Annotated in this window: 18 protein-coding genes; 3 read left to right on the plus strand and 15 right to left on the minus strand. The window is 59.4% G+C overall.

All coding sequences use genetic code 11. From position 1 onward, the window contains the following. Positions 1-8 precede the first annotated feature (8 nt). Genes AC1MEA_RS07040 through AC1MEA_RS07050 form a run of 3 tightly spaced genes read right to left on the minus strand, consistent with a single transcriptional unit; the run spans position 9 to position 2,379 of the window. Positions 9-1,070, minus strand: a complete 1,062-nt coding sequence (locus tag AC1MEA_RS07040) for a COX15/CtaA family protein (protein WP_449634723.1) — start codon at positions 1,068-1,070, stop codon at positions 9-11. Positions 1,071-1,079: 9 nt separating this feature from the next. Next, a complete protein-coding gene (locus AC1MEA_RS07045) occupies positions 1,080-1,673 on the minus strand; it encodes a hypothetical protein (protein ID WP_219063305.1) in 594 nt (197 codons plus the stop codon). Further along, a complete protein-coding gene (locus AC1MEA_RS07050) occupies positions 1,639-2,379 on the minus strand; it encodes an SURF1 family protein (protein WP_480917204.1) in 741 nt (246 codons plus the stop codon). The genes AC1MEA_RS07045 and AC1MEA_RS07050 overlap by 35 nt, the downstream gene beginning before the upstream one ends. 73 nt (positions 2,380-2,452) lie before the next feature. Between AC1MEA_RS07050 and AC1MEA_RS07055 the strand changes: the two genes are divergently transcribed. Continuing rightward, positions 2,453-2,656: a twin transmembrane helix small protein gene (locus AC1MEA_RS07055; RefSeq protein ID WP_219063307.1), complete on the plus strand. Its 204-nt coding sequence runs from the start codon at positions 2,453-2,455 to the stop codon at positions 2,654-2,656. Between the two features lie 9 nt (positions 2,657-2,665). Here AC1MEA_RS07055 and AC1MEA_RS07060 read toward each other — a convergent pair whose 3' ends face one another. The 4 genes from AC1MEA_RS07060 to coxB form a co-directional block, all read right to left on the minus strand. After that, positions 2,666-3,553, minus strand: a complete 888-nt coding sequence (locus AC1MEA_RS07060) for a cytochrome c oxidase subunit 3 (protein ID WP_219063308.1) — start codon at positions 3,551-3,553, stop codon at positions 2,666-2,668. A 42-nt stretch (positions 3,554-3,595) separates the two neighbouring features. Further along, a complete protein-coding gene (locus tag AC1MEA_RS07065; protein WP_449634728.1) occupies positions 3,596-4,153 on the minus strand; it encodes a cytochrome c oxidase assembly protein in 558 nt (185 codons plus the stop codon). Between the two features lies 1 nt (position 4,154). Then, a complete protein-coding gene (ctaD, locus tag AC1MEA_RS07070; protein WP_480917205.1) occupies positions 4,155-5,750 on the minus strand; it encodes a cytochrome c oxidase subunit I in 1,596 nt (531 codons plus the stop codon). Between the two features lie 70 nt (positions 5,751-5,820). Continuing rightward, positions 5,821-6,948: a cytochrome c oxidase subunit II gene (coxB, locus tag AC1MEA_RS07075; protein WP_480917206.1), complete on the minus strand. Its 1,128-nt coding sequence runs from the start codon at positions 6,946-6,948 to the stop codon at positions 5,821-5,823. A 380-nt stretch (positions 6,949-7,328) separates the two neighbouring features. Here coxB and AC1MEA_RS07080 point away from each other — a divergent pair, with 380 nt between their 5' ends. After that, complete coding sequence (locus AC1MEA_RS07080; RefSeq protein ID WP_449634729.1) at positions 7,329-7,982, plus strand: hypothetical protein; 654 nt, start codon at positions 7,329-7,331, stop codon at positions 7,980-7,982. A gap of 38 nt (positions 7,983-8,020) precedes the next feature. On the opposite strand, the gene AC1MEA_RS07085 is transcribed toward AC1MEA_RS07080, so the two are convergent. From AC1MEA_RS07085 to AC1MEA_RS07110, 6 genes are all read right to left on the minus strand, one after another. Further along, positions 8,021-9,547, minus strand: a complete 1,527-nt coding sequence (locus tag AC1MEA_RS07085) for a SulP family inorganic anion transporter (RefSeq protein ID WP_219063313.1) — start codon at positions 9,545-9,547, stop codon at positions 8,021-8,023. A gap of 115 nt (positions 9,548-9,662) precedes the next feature. Beyond that, positions 9,663-10,394, minus strand: coding sequence for a carbonic anhydrase (locus AC1MEA_RS07090; RefSeq protein ID WP_449634730.1), 732 nt, complete (start codon positions 10,392-10,394; stop codon positions 9,663-9,665). 156 nt (positions 10,395-10,550) lie between these two features. Next, positions 10,551-11,609, minus strand: coding sequence for a PA0069 family radical SAM protein (locus AC1MEA_RS07095; RefSeq protein ID WP_219063315.1), 1,059 nt, complete (start codon positions 11,607-11,609; stop codon positions 10,551-10,553). 96 nt (positions 11,610-11,705) lie between these two features. Further along, on the minus strand, positions 11,706-12,965 hold the full coding sequence (locus AC1MEA_RS07100; RefSeq protein WP_480917207.1) for a c-type cytochrome: 1,260 nt from the start codon (positions 12,963-12,965) through the stop codon (positions 11,706-11,708). A 12-nt stretch (positions 12,966-12,977) separates the two neighbouring features. Next, positions 12,978-14,762 (minus strand): GMC family oxidoreductase, encoded by a 1,785-nt coding sequence (locus AC1MEA_RS07105; RefSeq protein WP_480917208.1) that lies wholly within the window; start codon positions 14,760-14,762, stop codon positions 12,978-12,980. Between the two features lie 2 nt (positions 14,763-14,764). Further along, positions 14,765-15,511 (minus strand): gluconate 2-dehydrogenase subunit 3 family protein, encoded by a 747-nt coding sequence (locus tag AC1MEA_RS07110; RefSeq protein ID WP_480917209.1) that lies wholly within the window; start codon positions 15,509-15,511, stop codon positions 14,765-14,767. Positions 15,512-15,818: 307 nt separating this feature from the next. Between AC1MEA_RS07110 and AC1MEA_RS07115 the strand changes: the two genes are divergently transcribed. After that, positions 15,819-16,469, plus strand: coding sequence for a dual specificity protein phosphatase family protein (locus AC1MEA_RS07115; RefSeq protein ID WP_480917210.1), 651 nt, complete (start codon positions 15,819-15,821; stop codon positions 16,467-16,469). A gap of 49 nt (positions 16,470-16,518) precedes the next feature. Here the strand turns inward: AC1MEA_RS07115 and AC1MEA_RS07120 are convergent, their stop codons facing one another. Both AC1MEA_RS07120 and prlC read right to left on the minus strand, forming a co-directional pair. Next, positions 16,519-16,806, minus strand: coding sequence for a YheV family putative zinc ribbon protein (locus tag AC1MEA_RS07120; protein ID WP_219063320.1), 288 nt, complete (start codon positions 16,804-16,806; stop codon positions 16,519-16,521). Continuing rightward, the gene (gene prlC, locus AC1MEA_RS07125; RefSeq protein WP_480917211.1) at positions 16,803-18,854 is read right to left on the minus strand and encodes an oligopeptidase A; all 2,052 of its coding nucleotides are present in this window, start codon (positions 18,852-18,854) and stop codon (positions 16,803-16,805) included. Before prlC ends, AC1MEA_RS07120 begins: the two co-directional genes overlap by 4 nt. Between the last annotated feature and the right edge of the window lie 20 nt (positions 18,855-18,874).

Genomic DNA, 18,874 nt, shown 5'->3' on the forward strand with positions numbered 1-18,874 from the left:
GTGCCAGGTTATTTGCCGGGTTGAAGCTGCCCGTGGGCCGATCCCTGCCCTTCAAAGCGGTGTCGGCGTTTCGTCTTGGTCGCCCAGCCAAGGGCTGAACGTGTACGGTAATTCACCAGTGTCAGGGTCAACATCAAGGCCGCACCACCGGCGTTATGGGCCACGGCAATCGGTAGCGGCAGGTGAAGAATCACGTTGCTGATACCCAGTCCCACCTGAGCCGCCAGGGCCAACAACACCAGGGTGGCCATGCCTTTGAGCCCGGCTCGTTGAAGTTGCCAGGCCAGCGCCAGCAATACCAAAGTCACCACGACTGCGCCGATGCGATGCGTCAGGTGGATCGCGGTGCGGGCATCACTGTCCAGTTGCCCGCCCAGATAGTTCGGGCCTATGTGCTGCGTGAGGTGAAAGCCATTGGCGAAGTCTGCCTTGGGCCACCATTCGCCATGACAGGTGGGCAAGTCGATACAGGCCACTGCGGCATAGTTGGAGCTGACCCAGCCGCCGAGGGCGATTTGCCCAATCACCAGCACCAGTCCCAGCGCCGCCAGACGGCGTAATCGAGAAGGTAACTGCGGCAAGGGTGCGAAGGCCCCGGACAAACGCAGCGTCAGCAAAAACAGCAGGCTCAAGGTCGCGACGCCGCCCAGTAAGTGCGCCGTAACCACCTGCGGCCACAACTTGAGGGTTACCGTCCACATGCCGAACGCGGCCTGAGCGATGACCACGCAGAGCATCAGCAGCGGCAATTTCAGCGGCTGCCCGGCGTTATGGCGACGACGCACGGCCTGCGCCGCCAGCGCCATGATCATCAACCCCAGCGTACCCGCGAAGTAACGGTGGACCATCTCGTTCCAGCCCTTGTGGGCTTCGACGGGCGCCTCGGGAAAGTGCAATTCGGCATGCGCCAGTTGCGCCTCGCTGTTGGGCACACTGATAAAACCGTAACAGCCAGGCCAGTCCGGGCATCCCAACCCTGCGTGGGTCAGCCGGGTGTAGGCGCCGAGTAACACCACAACCAGCGCAAGCAGCGTGGCAAGCAAAGCGAGGCGAAATCCAGGTCTGGCCATGACGATGCCCTATCCGATGTTCGACAGTTTCAACAGTTGGCGTAGATCGTTGAGCAGGTCCTTGCCGTCGACCTTGGCGTCGTAACGCAGCACCAGGTTGCCGTGGGGATCAACAATCCAGAGGTGTGGCGCTTCAACGCCGGGTGCAAGGGTGTTGTACCGCGATAGATCCAGCGGGTAGCGCTGCAACTGCGGGTATTCGCGCGCAAGCTTCGCCGAGTAATTGGCCTCCAGCGGTTGTGCGGTCGCCAGCGCGTGGCTGGCGCGAGTCGCGTCACGGCCCAGACCGATCTGGACCTGCCGCGCCAGATAGACCAGCTGTTGGCAATCTGCCGCGCAGCCCTGCGGCGCGCTGACCAGCAGTTGCCAACGGGGCTCGTCGGCCGGCACCCCAAGATCGGCGCGACCTTGCCCGTTACCGATCAGCTCGCCGTGGTAGCTGCGGCCGTCTGGCACCCAGAACTGCAGTTTGTACATGCCGGTCGCCAGAAGGATCGGGCCGAGGGCCACCAGCAACACCAGAATCAGTTGCAAACGTCCCTTGCGGCGACTCTGCGGTGCGCGTGTTTCAGACATGTTGTGTGGATTCATGGCCGCTCCCATGGGTTTTCTCCTTGGCGTTGTGTAATCCGAGGTACAGATAAAGGCCGAACAGCGCCGTCGCCATGGCGAACCACTGAACGGCGTAACCGAGGTGTTTTTCCGGGCCCATCGCCACCACCGGCCAATCGAGCTGATACGCAGCGACGCCAGGCTCAAGCCGTAATTCATCGGCAAACCCTTGGCGTCCCAGTTCGGGCCAGAGCGTTGCCGGATCCACCGCTGTGACCAAACGCGGCCATGGGGCACCTGCAGGGTCGGGCGCTAATTGGAAGGTGGCGCCAGACGGCACATACACCCAGGCGTTGAGGTTCAGAACTTGGCTGGGGGTGGTGAATACCGGCGGCGTGCGGCGCTCTGGCCAAGGCAACCAGCCGCGATTGACCAGCAGCCACAACCCGCTGGCCTGATCGTGAAACGGCTGGATCAACTCAACACCGGCTCTGCCGCCACGGGTGCTGTTGTCCAGGAGCAGGGTGTGTTCGGCGTCGAACTGGCCGCGCAACTGCACGCGACGATAGGCGGGGTCGACTGTTTGTTCGAGGTGAGTGCCGGGCATGGGTTCAGCCGCGCGGCGCTCGGCGTAATGGGCCAGCAGTACGCGCTTTTCCTCGCCCCGATCAAGCTGCCAGAAGCCGAGAAAAATCAGCATCGGCAGTAACAGAAACACCACCACCGTGGGTGCCCGGCCAGGTTGGAAGCGCTTCATGGCATGCCCCAATTGCGGGTAGCTATACTGCAATACATCGCCTATACCTCCCCCAACGTCATGGAGTTTCATCATGCTCAAAGCGGCGATTGTTCTATTGCTTATTGCCACGATGATCAGTCTGTTCAGCGGCCTGTTCTTTCTGGTCAAAGACGACAGCAGTTCCACCCGGGTGGTGAGGGCCCTGACCGTGCGTGTCAGCCTGGCCGCCATCACCGTCATCCTGATTGCGTGGGGCTTCTACAGCGGTCAATTGGTCTCTCACGTCAGCTGGTAAGCCTTGCTTCTACAAGACGTAGACAAAGACAAACAGGCCGATCCACACCACGTCGACAAAGTGCCAATACCAACTTGCCGCCTCGAAACCGAATTGATGATCGGCATCAAAGTGCCCGCGCATCACCCGCATCAGCATCACAAACAAAATGATCGTGCCGATGGTCACGTGGGCCCCGTGAAACCCGGTGAGCATGAAGAAGGTCGCGCCGTAGATGCCCGAGCCGAGGGTCAGCCCCAGCTCGTGATAGGCCTCGATGTATTCAGTAGCCTGCAACGCCAAAAACCCCAGACCCAGCAAGACCGTCAGCGCCAGCCAGACTTTCAGGGCGCCGCGATGGCCTTTTTTCAGCGCATGGTGAGCGATGGTGACCGTGACACTGGAGCTGACCAGCAGAATGGTGTTGATCAGCGGCAAGTGCCACGGATTGATGATCTCTTTAGGACCCGGGAAAAGTTTTGGGTCCGGGGTATTCATCAGCGGCCAGGCGTATTGGAAATTAGGCCAGAGCATATGCGCGATGCCCTTGGAGCCCTCGCCGCCCAGCCAGGGACCCGACAGGTTGCGCACGTAAAACAGGGCACCAAAGAAGGCGATAAAGAACATCACTTCAGAAAAAATGAACCAGCTCATGCCCCAGCGGAACGAGCGATCCATCTGCGCGCTGTACAGACCGCTGCGGCCTTCCTTGATCACGGTGCCGAACCAGCCGAACAGCATGTAGGCCAGTAGCAGGCCGCCGACGAAAAAGATCAGTGGCCCGTGGGAGTCGGGCCGTCCTGCCTTCATGTCGTTGAACCAGGTGCCCAGGCCAAACATCGTGACGAACATGCCAACCGTGGCGATGATCGGCCATTTGCTTTGCGCGGGAACGTAGTAATGCTCGTAAATTGCCATCTTATTGTTCTCCTTATCGGGCGCCCTGGATGAATCCAGGTCCTAACCGCCATTGCTTGCCACTTTTGCAGCCGGTGGTTGGCGAGCGGTGATATCGAACAGCGTGTAAGCGAGCGTCAGTTCTTTCTGGTTCTTGGGCAGGTCGCGATCAACGATGAAGCGCACCGGCATTTCAATGCGTTCTCCCGGCTGTAGCACTTGCTGGGTGAAGCAAAAGCATTCGGTCTTGTGGAAGTAAACCGCGACGTCGCCCGGCGAAATGCTGGGGACGGCCTGCGCCGTCATCGCCTTGTTGGTCGGGTTATGGGCCACGAACAGCATCTCGTTGACCGCACCGGGATGCACAACCAGCTCCTCAGCCTTGGGGTAGAAGTCCCAGGCCATGTCGACGTTGTTGCTCGAGACAAATTGCACCCGCACCTGGCGATTCAGATCAACGACCTGCGACCCTTCATATTTATCGCCGGTCTTGCCGTTGATACCGAGCGTTTTGCACATCACGTCGTACAGCGGCACCAAAGCAAAACCGAAGGCGAACATCACGACCACCAGCAATAACAGGCGGATCACCAGGCGTTTGATCGAGCGCGCGTCGCTCATGTCATTTCACTTCCGGGGGCGTCGTGAAGGTGTGATAGGGCGCCGGTGAAGGAATGCTCCACTCCAGGCCCTCGGCACCGTCCCACGGTTTGGCCGGTGCTGGCGGACCACCACGAATGGTTTTGATCACGATGAACAGGAAGAAAAGCTGCGTCGCGCCAAAGGTGAAGGCTCCGATGGACGACACCATGTTGAAGTTGGCGAACTGCAGGTTGTAATCCGGAATCCGGCGCGGCATGCCCGCCAAACCAAGGAAGTGCATCGGGAAGAAGGCCATGTTCATGCCCACGAACGACAGCCAGAAATGCAGCTTGCCGAGGGTTTCGTCGTACATGTGCCCGGTCCATTTCGGCAGCCAGTAATAGGCCGACGCGAAGATCCCGAAGATCGCACCCGGCACCAGCACATAGTGGAAATGCGCGACCACGAAGTAGGTGTCCTGATACTGGAAATCCGCCGGGGCTATCGCCAGCATCAACCCGGAGAAACCGCCGATGGTGAACAGGATCACGAACGCCACCGCAAAGAGCATCGGGGTCTCGAAGCTCAGCGACCCCTGCCACATGGTACTGACCCAGTTGAACACCTTGACCCCGGTGGGCACCGCGATCAGCAGGGTGGCATACATGAAGAACAACTCGCCCACAAGCGGGATACCGACCACGAACATGTGGTGGGCCCAGACGATGAACGACAGGAAGGCGATGCTCGCCGTGGCATAAACCATCGACGTGTAGCCAAACAGCGGCTTGCGCGAGAAGGTCGGGATGATCGAGCTGACCGCGCCGAATGCCGGCAGGATCATGATGTACACCTCAGGGTGCCCGAAGAACCAGAACACGTGCTGGAACAACACCGGATCACCGCCGCCCGCCGCACTGAAGAAGCTGGTGCCGAAGTGGATGTCCATCAACATCATGGTCACGCAACCCGCCAGCACCGGCATCACCGCAATCAACAGGAAGGCCGTGATCAGCCAGGTCCAGACGAACAGCGGCATTTTCATCAAGGTCATGCCGGGCGCACGCAGGTTGAGAATGGTCGCGATCACGTTGATCGCGCCCATGATCGAGCTGATGCCCATCAAGTGGATGGCGAAGATGAAGAAGGTCACGCTTTCCGGCGCATAGGTGGTCGACAGCGGGGCGTAGAAGGTCCAGCCGAAGTTCGGCCCGCCACCCGGCATAAACAGGGTCGACACCAGCAACAGGAACGCCGCCGGGAGCAACCAGAAACTGAAGTTGTTCATCCTCGGCAGGGCCATGTCCGGTGCGCCGATCATCAACGGGACCATCCAGTTGGCGAGGCCGACGAATGCGGGCATCACCGCACCGAAAACCATCACCAGCCCGTGCATGGTGGTCATCTGGTTGAAGAAGGCCGGCTCGACGATTTGCAGACCCGGCTGGAACAGCTCGGCACGAATGACCATGGCGAAAGAGCCGCCCAGTAAAAACATGCAGAAGCTGAACCACAGGTACAGCGTGCCAATGTCTTTGTGGTTAGTCGTCAGCACCCAACGCATCAGGCCTTTTGCGGGGCCGTGAGCGTGCTCATCATGGCCGGCGTGGCTATGGTCATCGATCACTGCACTCATGTCCTGTCTCCTGCAAAACGGGGAGCGAAACACGCCAGGGCGAAACGTGAGGAATAGGCAATTGAAGGGATCATTTGCTGTCCGCCTGTTTCAGAGCCAGCACGTCTTTGGGGGTGACTATGTCGCCTTTGTTGTTACCCCATGCATTACGCTCGTAGGTCACCACCGCCGCGATATCGACCTCGGAAAGCTGTTTGCCGAACGCAGCCATGGCTGTGCCTGGCCGGCCATGGAAGACCGTGCTCAAGTGCTCTGCCTTAGGCCCGGTGGCCACTTTCGAACCCTTGAGCGCCGGGAACATCGGCGGCAAACCCTGGCCCTCGGCCTGGTGACACGCCACGCAGGTGGTGTGGTAAACCTTGTCGCCACGGGCGACCAGTTCATCCAGCGTCCACTCTTTGGAGGTCAGCTCCTTGAGTTTGGCGGTCTCGGCTTTGCGGCCCGCCAGCCAGGTATCGAAATCGGCCTGGGACTTGGCCTCGACCACAATGGGCATGAAACCGTGGTCCTTGCCGCACAGTTCAGAGCACTGGCCACGGTAGATGCCTGGCGTTTCGACGCGGGTCCAGGCTTCGTTGACGAACCCCGGGATGGCGTCGCGCTTGACCGCAAAGGCCGGCACCCACCAGGAGTGGATAACGTCGGCGGCGGTCACCAAAAAGCGTATTTTCACACCCACCGGAACCACCAGCGGTTCGTCAACTTCCAGCAGGTAGTGTTCGCCCTTGGCTTCTTTGTTATGAATCTGATCAGCCGGGGTCGCCAGGTTGCTGAAGAACTCGACGTCTTGCCCCAGGTATTTGTAATGCCATTTCCACTGATAACCGGTGATCTGAATATCAAGCGCCGACTCACTGGTGTCGTACATCTTGATCAGGGTTCTGGTCGCCGGAATGGCCATTACGATAAGGATCAGGAGGGGCACAATCGTCCAGAGAATTTCGACGGTCGTGCTCTCATGAAACTTGGCTGCCACCTGGCCGGTGGAGCGACGATGGACGATCATCGACCAGAACATGGCGCCAAATACCACAACGCCAATCACCACACAGATCCAGAAAATGGTCATGTGCAGGTCGAATACTTCGTGACTGACTACAGTCGCTCCCGGCGCCATATTCGTGGTCCAGGCGGCTTGTGCCTGGCTGAATACCGACCACAACAGGAGGCCCATCCAGACATGTGGATGTCGCATCATTGCGGGTTCCCCTTATCGTTCTTGTTATCCCGCCGGCTTTCACCTGCGGCCAAGGGAGCGGCGGCCAAGAATGGGGACTTGGCGGTCGGGGCCAGGGCTGCAAATGCAGTCGGGCGTCACCAGCTAATCTTCCTTCAGCCCCGAGTATAGACAGCGACTCAGACCTCGCAATGCGATGTGGGAAAACTAGTTAGCTGGCTAAATTGTCGATTCGGGGCTATATCGGGCGCGAAATGTGTAACGCAATCGGACGCGTCTTAGATCTCATTCACATAAATGTGAATTTGTTATGACAAATGCGTCTTAGCAAATTTTATAAGCGCGCTACCGTATGACTTCGTTTTCTTTTCAATCCTGCTTCACTGCTTTCAGGAGCCTTCATGAACACCGCCGCTTTGCGCGAGCAGATTCAACGTGCGCATCAACATGAGGCCAAAACCGGCCAATTGTCGCGTCAGCTGGAAACTCAATTGCCTCACCTTCACCCTGCCATTCACCTACCTGAACTGGACGCAAAGGGTGTTCTGACACGTTTTGTTGCAGCTTATATCGAACTGGTTCCGGACTTGCTCGACGCCGCCCACGAGGTTGCGCTCGAAGCCGGTATCGAGGATCAAATCAAACCCGTATTGAAGATCGCCGAACACTTTTTTCTTCAGCCGCCGAGCATCATGGCCGGCCACGAGGGCCTGGACAGCCTGCTGGATGAAGCCTATCTGGCCCATCGTCTGGTCGAAGAAGTGAATGACCTCTACATCAAGCACTTCGGCCAACCGCTGATTCCATCGAATACCACCGTGGCCAGCGTGATTGCCCACCAGTTGATTGGCGAAGCGTTCGCCAATCAACTGGACGAAGCGGTCCATCATGCCGTAGACGAAATGCTCGACGATGAAAGCTTCGCGCTCGACTCCGTCGAAGCCTATCGCGACCGCCTGATCAGCCCGGACACCGAAGCCGCATGGAAGCGTTGGCCGTGCCTGTCGCGCCAGCTGGGCGTCGGGCTTGATCTAGAGCAAACCCGCGCCGTCTGACATCACTGCTTGCAGCGCACCGCCACACTGCGCACGACTCAGGCCGAACCGACGCCTGCCGTTGTGCGCAATCTCCCCTCCAGTCGACGCTTAAGGCCACGAGGCTCGATAATCAACCGCGAGCCTGTCGCCGCATTGGCGCGTCCCCACTCTTCAAGCAGCTCAAGACACGAGTGGTCGATATAACTCAGGTTATTGAGCGGCACATGCACCGTGCTGCCGTGCGGAACGGTACCCAGAATCCGGGTCAACGCCGGGACTTTGAGAAAGGTCGCAGCGCCCATCAATCGCAGCTCCATTTCCCCCTCGGCATCCAGATCAACCAGGCTGACCTTTAAACGCGATGCCTTCCACGCCAGTTTGGCCAGGGTCAAACCAAAGCCAATCAATACACCCGTCAACAGGTCAGTGAAGATGATCGCCACTGCGGTCGCGGCGTAGGTGAACATCGGCATCCGCCCATAGCGACCCAGCCCGCGAAAAGCCTTTAGGTCGACCAGTTTCAACCCGGTATAGACCAGAACGCCCGCCAGGCTGGCGACCGGGATGCTTTGCAGCACACTGGACAGCAGCAACACGAAGGCCAATAACCAGACGCCGTGAAAAACCGCCGACAGCCGGGTGCGAGCGCCGGCCTGGACGTTGGCCGAGCTGCGCACTATCACGCCGGTCATCGGCAGGGCGCCGAGCAAACCGCAGAGCATGTTGCCCACCCCTTGGGCGGTCAGTTCCCGATCGAAATCCGAACGCGGGCCGTTGTGCATGCGATCCACCGCAGCGGCGGACAACAGCGTCTCGGCACTGGCGATAAATGCCACCGCGAAGGCCGCGATCAAAATACCCGGATCCGCCAGACTCAGCAGGTCGGCGGGGCGCAACCAGTCAATGGCTTCAGCGAGATTGGCCGGCACCTCGACGCGCTTGATTTGCAGGGCGAACGCCAGGCTGACAAGGGTCGCAAGACCGACACCCAGCAACGCGCCCGGTACAAAGCGCAACGCCGTTGGTCGCCATTTGTCCCACAGCCACATCACCATAATCGTACCCAGCCCGAGCATCCCGGCCTGTAAGCCGGTGCCCGGCCCGATGGCCTGAATCAAGGTCGCGGGGAACCCGATCAGGTTATCCAGCCCAGACGGTTTGGGTCCGCCATCAAACATCACATGCACTTGAGACAGGACGATCAGCACGCCAATCCCGGCGAGCATGCCGTAGACCACCGCAGGCGCGGTGACCCGAAACCAGCAGCCAAGCTTGAAGCGTCCCGCCAAAACCTGCAGCAGACCCGCCAGAAGCAGGATCGGTCCCAACATCGCCATCCCGTGTTCGCGCACCACTTCAAAGACCAGGACCGCCAAACCTGCGGCCGGACCGCTGACCTGCAACGGCGAGCCGGCCAGCCAACCCACCACCAGACCACCGATGATGCCAGTGATCAGCCCTTTGGCAGGCGGCATGCCCGAGGCAATCGCAATACCCATGCACAAGGGCAGGGCGACGAGGAACACCACCACGGAAGCCAATAGCTCCCGAGGCAAAACGGATTTCAGTTCTGCAGTACCCATGATGACTCTCCGGGATTCTTCAGACGTGACAAGGCCCGCCAGCGCATAGGAAGCGCTGCCGCTAAAGGCCCAAGAAGGATTTTATGAAAGTCAGCTGTGAATCAGACGCGAGCGCCTAAAACCGTGCTCTGGGTGTTGCCACCGGTATCGGATGGGTGCCATCGAGCGGCAGAAACCGGTCTTGCGAGGCATCGTAAGCCAGGATTTCGCTGGTCTCGATGCTGTAGACCCAACCGTGGATGAACAAGTGACCGCTGGCCATCTTCGACGCCACCGAAGGGTGCGTGCGCAAATGCTGCAACTGGGCGATGACGTTTTCCTGGGTCAACACGTGCATGCTTTCTTGCTCGTTGGCGCAATGACAATTGTCTTCGACCACCGTCTTGGCGACTTCGGCATGCCGCAGCCAAGCCTTGACCGTGGGCATTTTCTCCAGGGTTTGAGGATTGAGGACGGCGCGCATGGCGCCGCAATCGGAATGCCCGCAAATGATGATGTGCTGCACGCCCAAGGCGATGACCGCGTATTCAATGGCGGTGGAAACGCCGCCATTCATCTGGCCGTAAGGTGGCACGACATTCCCGACGTTACGGGTAACGAACAGGTCGCCGGGGGCGCTTTGGGTGATCAACTCGGGGACGATGCGTGAATCGGCGCAGGCGATGAACATGGCCCGAGGACGCTGAGCCGTGGCGAGCTTTTTGAAGAGTTCTTCCTGCTGCGGGAAGATCTCATGACGAAAATGCAAAAACCCGTCAACGATATGCTGAAGCGCTGCCTCGGCATTTTCCGCCTCTGGTGAGGCGCTGGCCGACGCAGCCAGAGGCTGTTTATCCCTGTCACTCATGTCTGGTTCTCTCTGACGGATTGATGTGGATTTTCCTGCGGTTTCTGGAGCGAGACTGATCAGTCACTCCAGGGTCGACAGTAGCCGTCCAAGCTTAATTGAAACTTAATATAACGCTCTAGGCCGCGGCTCCCGGGGCCAATGGGGGCTGCCTCACTACAACAACGACATCTGCCCCCCTGGTGGACAAAACGCCTCGCAATCCAGATCAAAGCCTTCGCGCCGGTTCAAGCCCAGCCGCTTGATCGCCACACTGTAACGCCGGGCCAGCAAATCTGCGAATGGTCCTTCACCGCGCATTCGTACGCCAAAACGACTGTCATACACCTCGCCGCCGCGACTCTGTCGAATCAGGCTCATGACATGCGCTGCCCGCTGTGGATAGTGCGCCTGAAGCCACTCCTCGAACAACGGGGCGACCTCCAGCGGTAAACGCAGCATCACGTAGCTTGCGCTCAATGCACCGGCCGCTTTGGCTTCGGCCAGCAAGCTTTCCAGCTCACTGTCGTTGATCATCGGGATCATGGGCGCGCACAACACGCCAACGGGAATGCCCGCCTCACGCATCACCCGAATCGCCCTCAGCCGCGCCTTGGGCGCCGCCGCACGAGGCTCAAGGATACGTTTGAGCTCATCATCGAGGGTCGTCAGGCTGATAAACACCGACACCAGCCGCTGCTTTGCCAACTCGGCGAGCAGATCAAGGTCACGCAGAATCAACGACCCCTTGGTGATGATCGTCACTGGATGACGATAGCGCAACAAAACGTCCAGGGTCGCGCGGGTGATTTTGTATTCACGCTCAATCGGCTGATAAGGATCGGTATTGGACCCTAGCGTGATCGGCGCGCAGCGGTATCCCGGCTTGGACAACTGCTGCTCCAACACCGCAGCAGCGTTGGTCTTGGCGATCAGCTTGGTCTCGAAATCCAGCCCCGGCGACATGTCCCAATAGGCGTGGCTGGGCCGCGCATAACAATAAATACAGCCGTGCTCACAGCCCCGATAAGGATTGATGGAGCGGTCGAAAGGGATGTCCGGCGAAGTGTTGCGCGTAATAATGGTTTTCGCCGTCTCGCTACGCACCTCGGTGCCTTGGGTCAGCGGCACTTCCTGATACCAGCCGTCATCCTCCGCGACCGAGCGGTTGGGCGCGAAGCGATTGTGTGGGTTACTGGCGGTTCCGCGCCCGCGGGGAGGCAGAGCAGTGGACATGAGGGCTCTCCAGACACTGTGTATGCATACAGTATCTGCGATCATCCCTTTTGCCTAGCTCCACCGGGCGAGCGGTCACCTTCCCACACACATTAATCAACCCGCCTTGCGGATGCTTGCGACATCTCCCGCCTTCACCGCTCCCGCCTGATTCCCCCAACTGCTGCGGATGAAATTGACCACGTCAGCCACTTCCTGGTCCGACAGACGCCAGGCGTAGGCAGGCATGGTGAAGGTCGACGGCGCGGTATGGGTCGCCGCCAGCGTGCCGCCTTTGAGGACGATGTGAATCAACGAGGCCGCGTCTTCGGACTGCAACACCGGGTTGCCTGCCAGCGCCGGGAACACGCGGGTATAGCCATGCCCGTCGGTGCGGTGACACGCCGCGCAGTTGTCGATGTAGACCGCAGCGCCGGCTTTGCTGTCATCGCCTTTCCACAGCGCTTTGGCGACCTGCTCATCGTATTGATGGGGCTGATCGTCAGGGTTGTTGGCGGGCAGGGTTTTCAGGTAACGGGCAATGGAGGTCAAATCTTCATCGCTCATGTATTGCATGCTGTGCACGATCACATCGGTCATACCGCCGAACACGGCGCTGCGGTCACTGCGGCCGGTTTTGAGGAACTGCACCAGTTGCGCCTCGGACCAGCTCCCGAGGCCATCTTTATGATCGCCACGCAGGCTTTTGGCGATCCAGCCTTCAAGCGGTGCGCTGCCGGATAGGAATGTGTTGCCTTCATTCGCGCTCAAGGCTTTTTCCTGCATGCTGATGGCCCGTGGTGTGTGGCACGCGCCGCAATGGCCAAGGCCTTCAACCAGGTACGCGCCACGACTGACCACGGCATCTTGCGCAGCCGGTGCCTGATAGGCCTCGACCTTCGGCGCGAACATCCAGCGCCAGCCCGTCAACGGCCAGCGCATGCTCAATGGCCAAGGGATGTCGACGGCCTTATTGCCCTGAGCAACGGGCTCTACACCTTTCATGAAGTACGCGTACAACGCCTGCATGTCGGCTTCGGTCACTCGCGCATACGACGGATACGGCATGGCGGGGTACAAGGTGCTGCCGCTTTTGGCGACGCCCTGACGCACGGCGTTGTCGAAGTCCTCGAAGCTGTAGGCGGCTATGCCGGTCTTGTCCGGGGTGATGTTGGTCGAGTAAATCGTGCCAATGGGCGTTTCCATGGGCAGCCCACCGGCGAATGGCTTGCCATCCTTCGCAGTGTGGCAGGCCACGCAGTCACCGGCACGCGCCAGGTATTCGCCCTGTTTGATCAACGCCGGGGCCGGGTTATCAACAGCGAAAGCAGGGACGCCGAAACACAGGGCCAAGGTCGCGATAAGCAGATTTTTCATGATCATCGCTCCTTATGCCTGAACCAGCGGGCCTGGGTTTTTCAGGTACTGCTCGCGAATCGCCTTGGCCGACCAGTAGGTCAGCGCAGCCACCAGACCTGTCGGGTTATAACCAAGACCTTGTGGGAAAGCGGACGCCCCCGGGACGAAAACGTTATGCACGTCCCAGCTCTGCAGGTAGCGATTGATCACACTGGTTTTCGGGTCGGAGCCCATGATCGCGCCACCGTTCAGGTGGGTGGTCTGGTAAGCGGCAGTGTTGAAGTGCTCGCCCACTTTTTTACCCAACAAGGCGATGGCTTTGGGGTTCATGGCTTCGGCAATTTTGCTCATTTTCGAGACCATGAACTGGTTCATCTTGATGTCGTTTTCCTGCCAGTCGAAGGTCATGCGCAATAAAGGCTGGCCGTAGGCATCGCGGTAGGTCGGATCGAGATCCAGGTAGTTACCCCGGTAGGATTGATGCGCGCCGTGGGCGTCCATCGACACTTGGTGCGAATAAAAATCGGCGGTGGTGCGCTTCCAGGCGCTGCCCCAGGCTGGCGTGCCCGGCGGGTTGGACGTACCGGCAATCGGCCGGCTGCCCGCCTGGTTGACCCACATCGGTGAGCCCCCGACGAAACCGTGCGGCCCGTGATCGAAGTTGTCCGCGTTGAAGTCATCAATCGCAACGCCCGCGCCACCCGCACCGATGAAGTTGTTGGTGTACACGTCTTTGTCGAAGAACGCCTTGATGGTTGCCATGTTCTGGTAGGCGAAGTTTTTGCCGACCACACCCTCTCCGGTTTTCGGGTCGTAAGGCTTGCCGATCCCGGAAAGCAGGAGCATGCGCACGTTATTGAATTGAAACGCACCGAGGATCACCAGATCGGCCGGCTGCTCGATTTCCCGGCCCTGCGCATCGACGTAGGTCACGCCGGTGGCCTTGGTTTTGCTGCTGTCGAGGTTGATCCGCAGCACATGGGCGTTGGGCCGTAGCTCGAACGTCGGGGTCTGTTTGAGCGCCGGCAGGATGTTCACGTTGGGTGAGGCTTTGGAATACATGTAGCACACGTAACCGCTGCAAAATCCGCAGAAGTTGCACGGTCCCATCTGCGCGCCATAAGGGTTGGTGTAAGGCCCTGAGGTGTTGGCCGAGGGCAGGTCATACGGCTTGTAGCCCGCGACGCCGGCAGCTGTGTGAAACATCTGCGCGGAGTAGGTCCTTTTCTGCGGCACCAGTGGGAAATGATCGGAGCGATCAGGCGCATATGGATTGCCACCTTTGCCCTGGCCGACATTTTCGCCCTTGACCGTCCACGCCTGACCAGAGGTGCCGAAGACTTTCTCGGCGAAGTCGAAGTGCGGCTCCAGCTCTTCATAGCTGACGCCGAAATCCTGAATGGTCATGTCCTTGGGGATGAAGCTTTTGCCGTAGCGCTCTTCGTAATGACTGCGCATGCGAAGCTCGATCGGGTCGACCCGAAAGTGCACGCCGGACCAATGCAAACCCGCGCCGCCCACACCATTGCCGGGCAGAAACGCACCGAGCTGGCGGTTAGGCAGGGCCACGTCATTGACGCTGTGACGGATGGTCACGGTTTCCTTGGAGATGTCCTGGAACAGCTTTTTGCGCACGCTGTAGGTCAGTTCGTCGATCACCTGGGGATAGTTGCCGTCCGGGTAGGTGTCTTGCATCGGTCCGCGTTCAAGGGCGAGCACATTGAGCCCGGCTTCGGTGAGTTCCTTGGCCATGATTGCGCCGGTCCAGCCAAAGCCGATGATCACTGCATCGACCTTCTTCATGATGGTTGCCATGCTCAAGCCCTCTCGCCGCGAATAGACACTGCCGGGAACGGGTAGGGCTCGTTGCGTTCGACCCAATCCATGAAATCGGCGCGAGCGCCCGGGAAACCGACCATGGTCCAGCCGACCAGGCCCTTATTGCCACCGTGGATCGGGTCGCAGAAAAACCCCTCCTTGGTGTTTTGCAGCAACAGATTGAAAAACAGACTCGGCGGCACGCTGTCGAACGTCGCCTTGCCTGCTTCCAGCTGCTTGAGTGCCTCGTCCTGCGCAGACGGGCTCAACTCGGCGAAGACCTTGCCGTGTTGCTGTTTGCACCAGATGTCGCAGGCAGCGATGCCCAGACGGTAGATGTCCTTGGGCACCAGCTTGCTCTGCCAACCCATTTCCTTCGGCGCGTCGGCCACGAAAGGCCCTTGCATGAACCACAGCGCACCGTTGGCATACGGCGTGTTCATCTGCCGATCAATGTATTCCGGCGCCCCGGCTTCAAGGGCGCCAGGGCCCTGTTCGTCATCCGGAATCAGGCGCGCGACCGCCGCATTGATGAAGGCCCATTCTTCAGCCGTGAAATAGCTCGGCTCATACACCTTATTACTGGCAGGGGCTTCGGGCGGCGGTGTCGCGGTGGTCACGGCCGGTGGTTGAGCCAGCACGACGCTGCTGCCCAGACCGAAGCCCGCACTGGCGACCGTTACCACGGGGATCAACGTCAGGGTTTTGCGCAGAAACTCACGCCGCGGATTGTCTTGCTCAGACATGGGATGCCTCATCTTGCGATCACGGTTAAGGAGCCGCTCTTGGGCGGCCAGTCTTTTCGGGGCTGTTGGGTCGCACAGACAAGGTGCCACGACTTTAAGTACAGAACGCGCCGGCGAACTTAAGTTACAAATGGTAGCAGGCTAACGATAAGAAAAATCGATTCAGCATCAAAAAATCAGATCATTCCGACAAATGAAACCGGTATCAGTCTGCAAATCACAGTTCTTTGACATCTTTCTCACACAGCGTTGACCCCCCAAACCTCAGTCTCGCCGGTCAACCATGCCCTGTCAGACGGTTCTCCCGATGCCTAATAAGCTGCTCCTTACGCTGTGCCTTGCTTTCATCGCCCCGCTGCTCGCGCCATTGGCGCAGGCTGACGACGCCACCCCAGGATTGAGCCCACGTCCAACCCAATGGGCGCAATCGATAGACCCTAAATACAACCTCTACAAAATGACGCCCACGCTGTATCGCAGCAAGTTGCCTGACGCACAGGCTCTCCCGTTGCTGCAGAAGCTGGGTGTGGTGACCGTGATCGACTTCCTCAAGGAAAGCGATTCGAGCTGGCTGTCATCGCCAGAAATAACGCAAGTGCAGATCCCGCTGCGAACCGTCCATATCGATGACGCCGACATCCTGACCTCGCTGCGGGCGATTCAGGCCGCTGAACTCAAAGGTCCGGTATTGATTCACTGCAAACACGGGCTCGACCGCACCGGGATAGTGTCGGCCATGTATCGCGTGGTCGTGCAGGGGTGGAGCAAGGAGGCCGCGCTGGATGAAATGACCCAAGGCGGTTTTGGCGATATAGCGCAGCTAAAATACGCGATCAAATACCTTAAAGGTGCCGATATAGACGCGCTGCGCAGTGCGCTGGCCAGTGGTGCATGCAGCACCAGCCCGTTTGCGATTTGCGCGATGAAAGCGTTGTTCAAGTCCGCTGGCGCGAACTGAGAGATAAAAGCGTCTGTAGGCGCTGCCATCGGCAGCGCCTACAGAAAGGTCAGCTCGGGTCGACTGGCTTTTTCAGCTTGGGATTAGGGAAAAACTGCACGCCCTGCACCTTTGGATCTGCCGGTTTTACCACCGGTTTGTTAACCCGCGTGCCGAGCTCTTTAGGCACGGACAGCCCCTGCTCGTTGAGGGTATCGGAGTAACCGCAGCCCACGCATTCGCGGTGAGGGACGTCGTTCTCGCTCCACATCATCAACTTGTCAGGCTCGCTGCACGCCGGGCAGACAGCCCCGGCGATAAAGCGCCTTTTGGTGATCGTTACCGATGCCTCGGTCATAGTGCCGCTCCCTCACTCAAGCCTGAATGGCGCAAGAGTGCGTCAATCGTCGGCTCACGTCCGCGGAAGTCGACGAACAGCACCATCGGCTCCTGTGAGCCGCCGCGCGCCAGAATCGCTTCGCGGAACGCGCGACCGGTGTCGGAGTTGAACACCCCTTCTTCCTCGAACTTCGAGAACGCATCGGCCGACAACACTTCAGCCCACTTGTAGCTGTAGTAACCCGCCGCATAACCGCCGGCAAAGATGTGCGCGAAGCTGTTGGGGAAGCGGTTATAGGCCGGCGGACGCATCACCGACACTTCATCGCGAATGCCCTCAAGCACTTGCAGCACACTGCGACCGTCGCCATGGGTGGCGTGCAGTTCGAAGTCGAACAGCGAGAATTCCAGTTGGCGAACCATCATCAGTCCGGACTGGAAGTTCTTCGCAGCGAGCATTTTTTCCAGCAAGTCCTGCGGCAGCGCTTCGCCGGTTTCGTAATGCGCAGAAATCAGCGCCAGACCTTCAGGCTCCCAGCACCAGTTCTCCATGAACTGGCTCGGCAACTCGACCGCATCCCACGCCACGCCGTTGATACCCGACACGCCAGCATGTTCGACGCGGGTCAGCAGGTGATGCAGGCCATGACCGAACTCGTGGAACAGGGTGGTCACTTCGTCGTGGGTCAGCAGCGCAGGCTTCCCACCGACCGCAGGTGTGAAGTTGCACACCAGATTTGCTACCGGGTTTTGCAGCTGACCTTTAGCGGTACGGCGACGATCCCGTGCGCCGTCCATCCAGGCTCCGCCACGTTTGTTGGCGCGAGCATAGAGGTCGAAGAAGAAGCGCCCGACGTGTTGGCCGTTTTCTGTGATTTCGAACAGGCGAACATCCGGGTGCCAGGTGTCGAAACCTGTTTGCTCGGCGATTTCGATGCCATACAGGCGTTGCACGATAGCAAACAGACCGGTCAGCACTTTATCGATGGGGAAGTAAGCGCGCAGGGTTTCCTGGGAGACGCTGTAGCGTTGCTCACGGAGTTTTTCCCCGTAGAACCCGCTGTCCCAGCTTTGCAGATCGGCGCAGCCTTGCTCGGCGGCATAAGCCTTGAGCTGTTGCAGGTCTTGAACGGCGAACGGCTTGCTGCGTTTGGCCAGATCACGCAGGAAGCTCAAGACGTGATCGCTGGTCTCAGCCATCTTGGTCGCCAGGCTCAGCTCGGAGAAGCTGGTGAAACCGAGCAATTGGGCCAGTTCGTGGCGCAGGTCGAGGATGTCGACCATGACCGGACCGTTGTCATTCTGACCGGCATTCGGGCCTTGATCAGACGCACGGGTGCAGTAGGCCGCGTAAATCTCTTCACGCAGGGCACGGTCTTCGGCGTAGGTCATCACCGCGTAGTAGCTCGGGAATTCCAGGCTGATCAACCAGCCATCGAGATCCTTGGCCTTGGCCGCGGCGGCCATTTGCGCTTTGGCCGAATCCGTCAGGCCGGCGAGGGCGGCCTCGTCGGTGACGAGCTTGGTCCACGCCTGCGTCGCGTCGAGCAGTTGGTTGGAGAAGCGGCTGCCCAGTTCAGACAATTTGCTCTGCACCTCGGCATAACGCTGTTGCTGTGCAGGCGGCAAATCGATACCCGACAGGCGGAAATCACGCAGCGAGTGCTCGATAATGGTTTTTTGCGCCACATCGAAGCTTGCGGCTTCCGGGCTGCTGGCCAATGCCTCGAAGGCCTGGAACAGCTCGCGGTTCTGGCCCATCTCGGTAGAGTAGGCACTCAACGCTGGCAGGCAAGACTCATAGGCCTCACGCAATTCGGCGCTGTTGCACACGGCATTCAGGTGGCTGACCGGGCTCCAGGCCGCGCCCAGGCGGTCATTGAGCTCGTCCATGGCCAGGATCAGACCGGCCCAGGTCGGCTGTTTGGTCTGGGTAACGAGGATCTCGGCAATCGCGCTGCGGTTGTCGGCAAGGATCTGGTCAATCGCCGGTTTGACGTGCTCGGCGCGGATCGCCGAGAAGAGTGGCAAGTCATACGGCTGCAAAAGAGGGTTGTTCGCGCTCACGGTTTAGCACCTTGGCTGGA

The sequence above is a fragment of the Pseudomonas sp. ASL8 genome, from assembly GCF_056680355.1.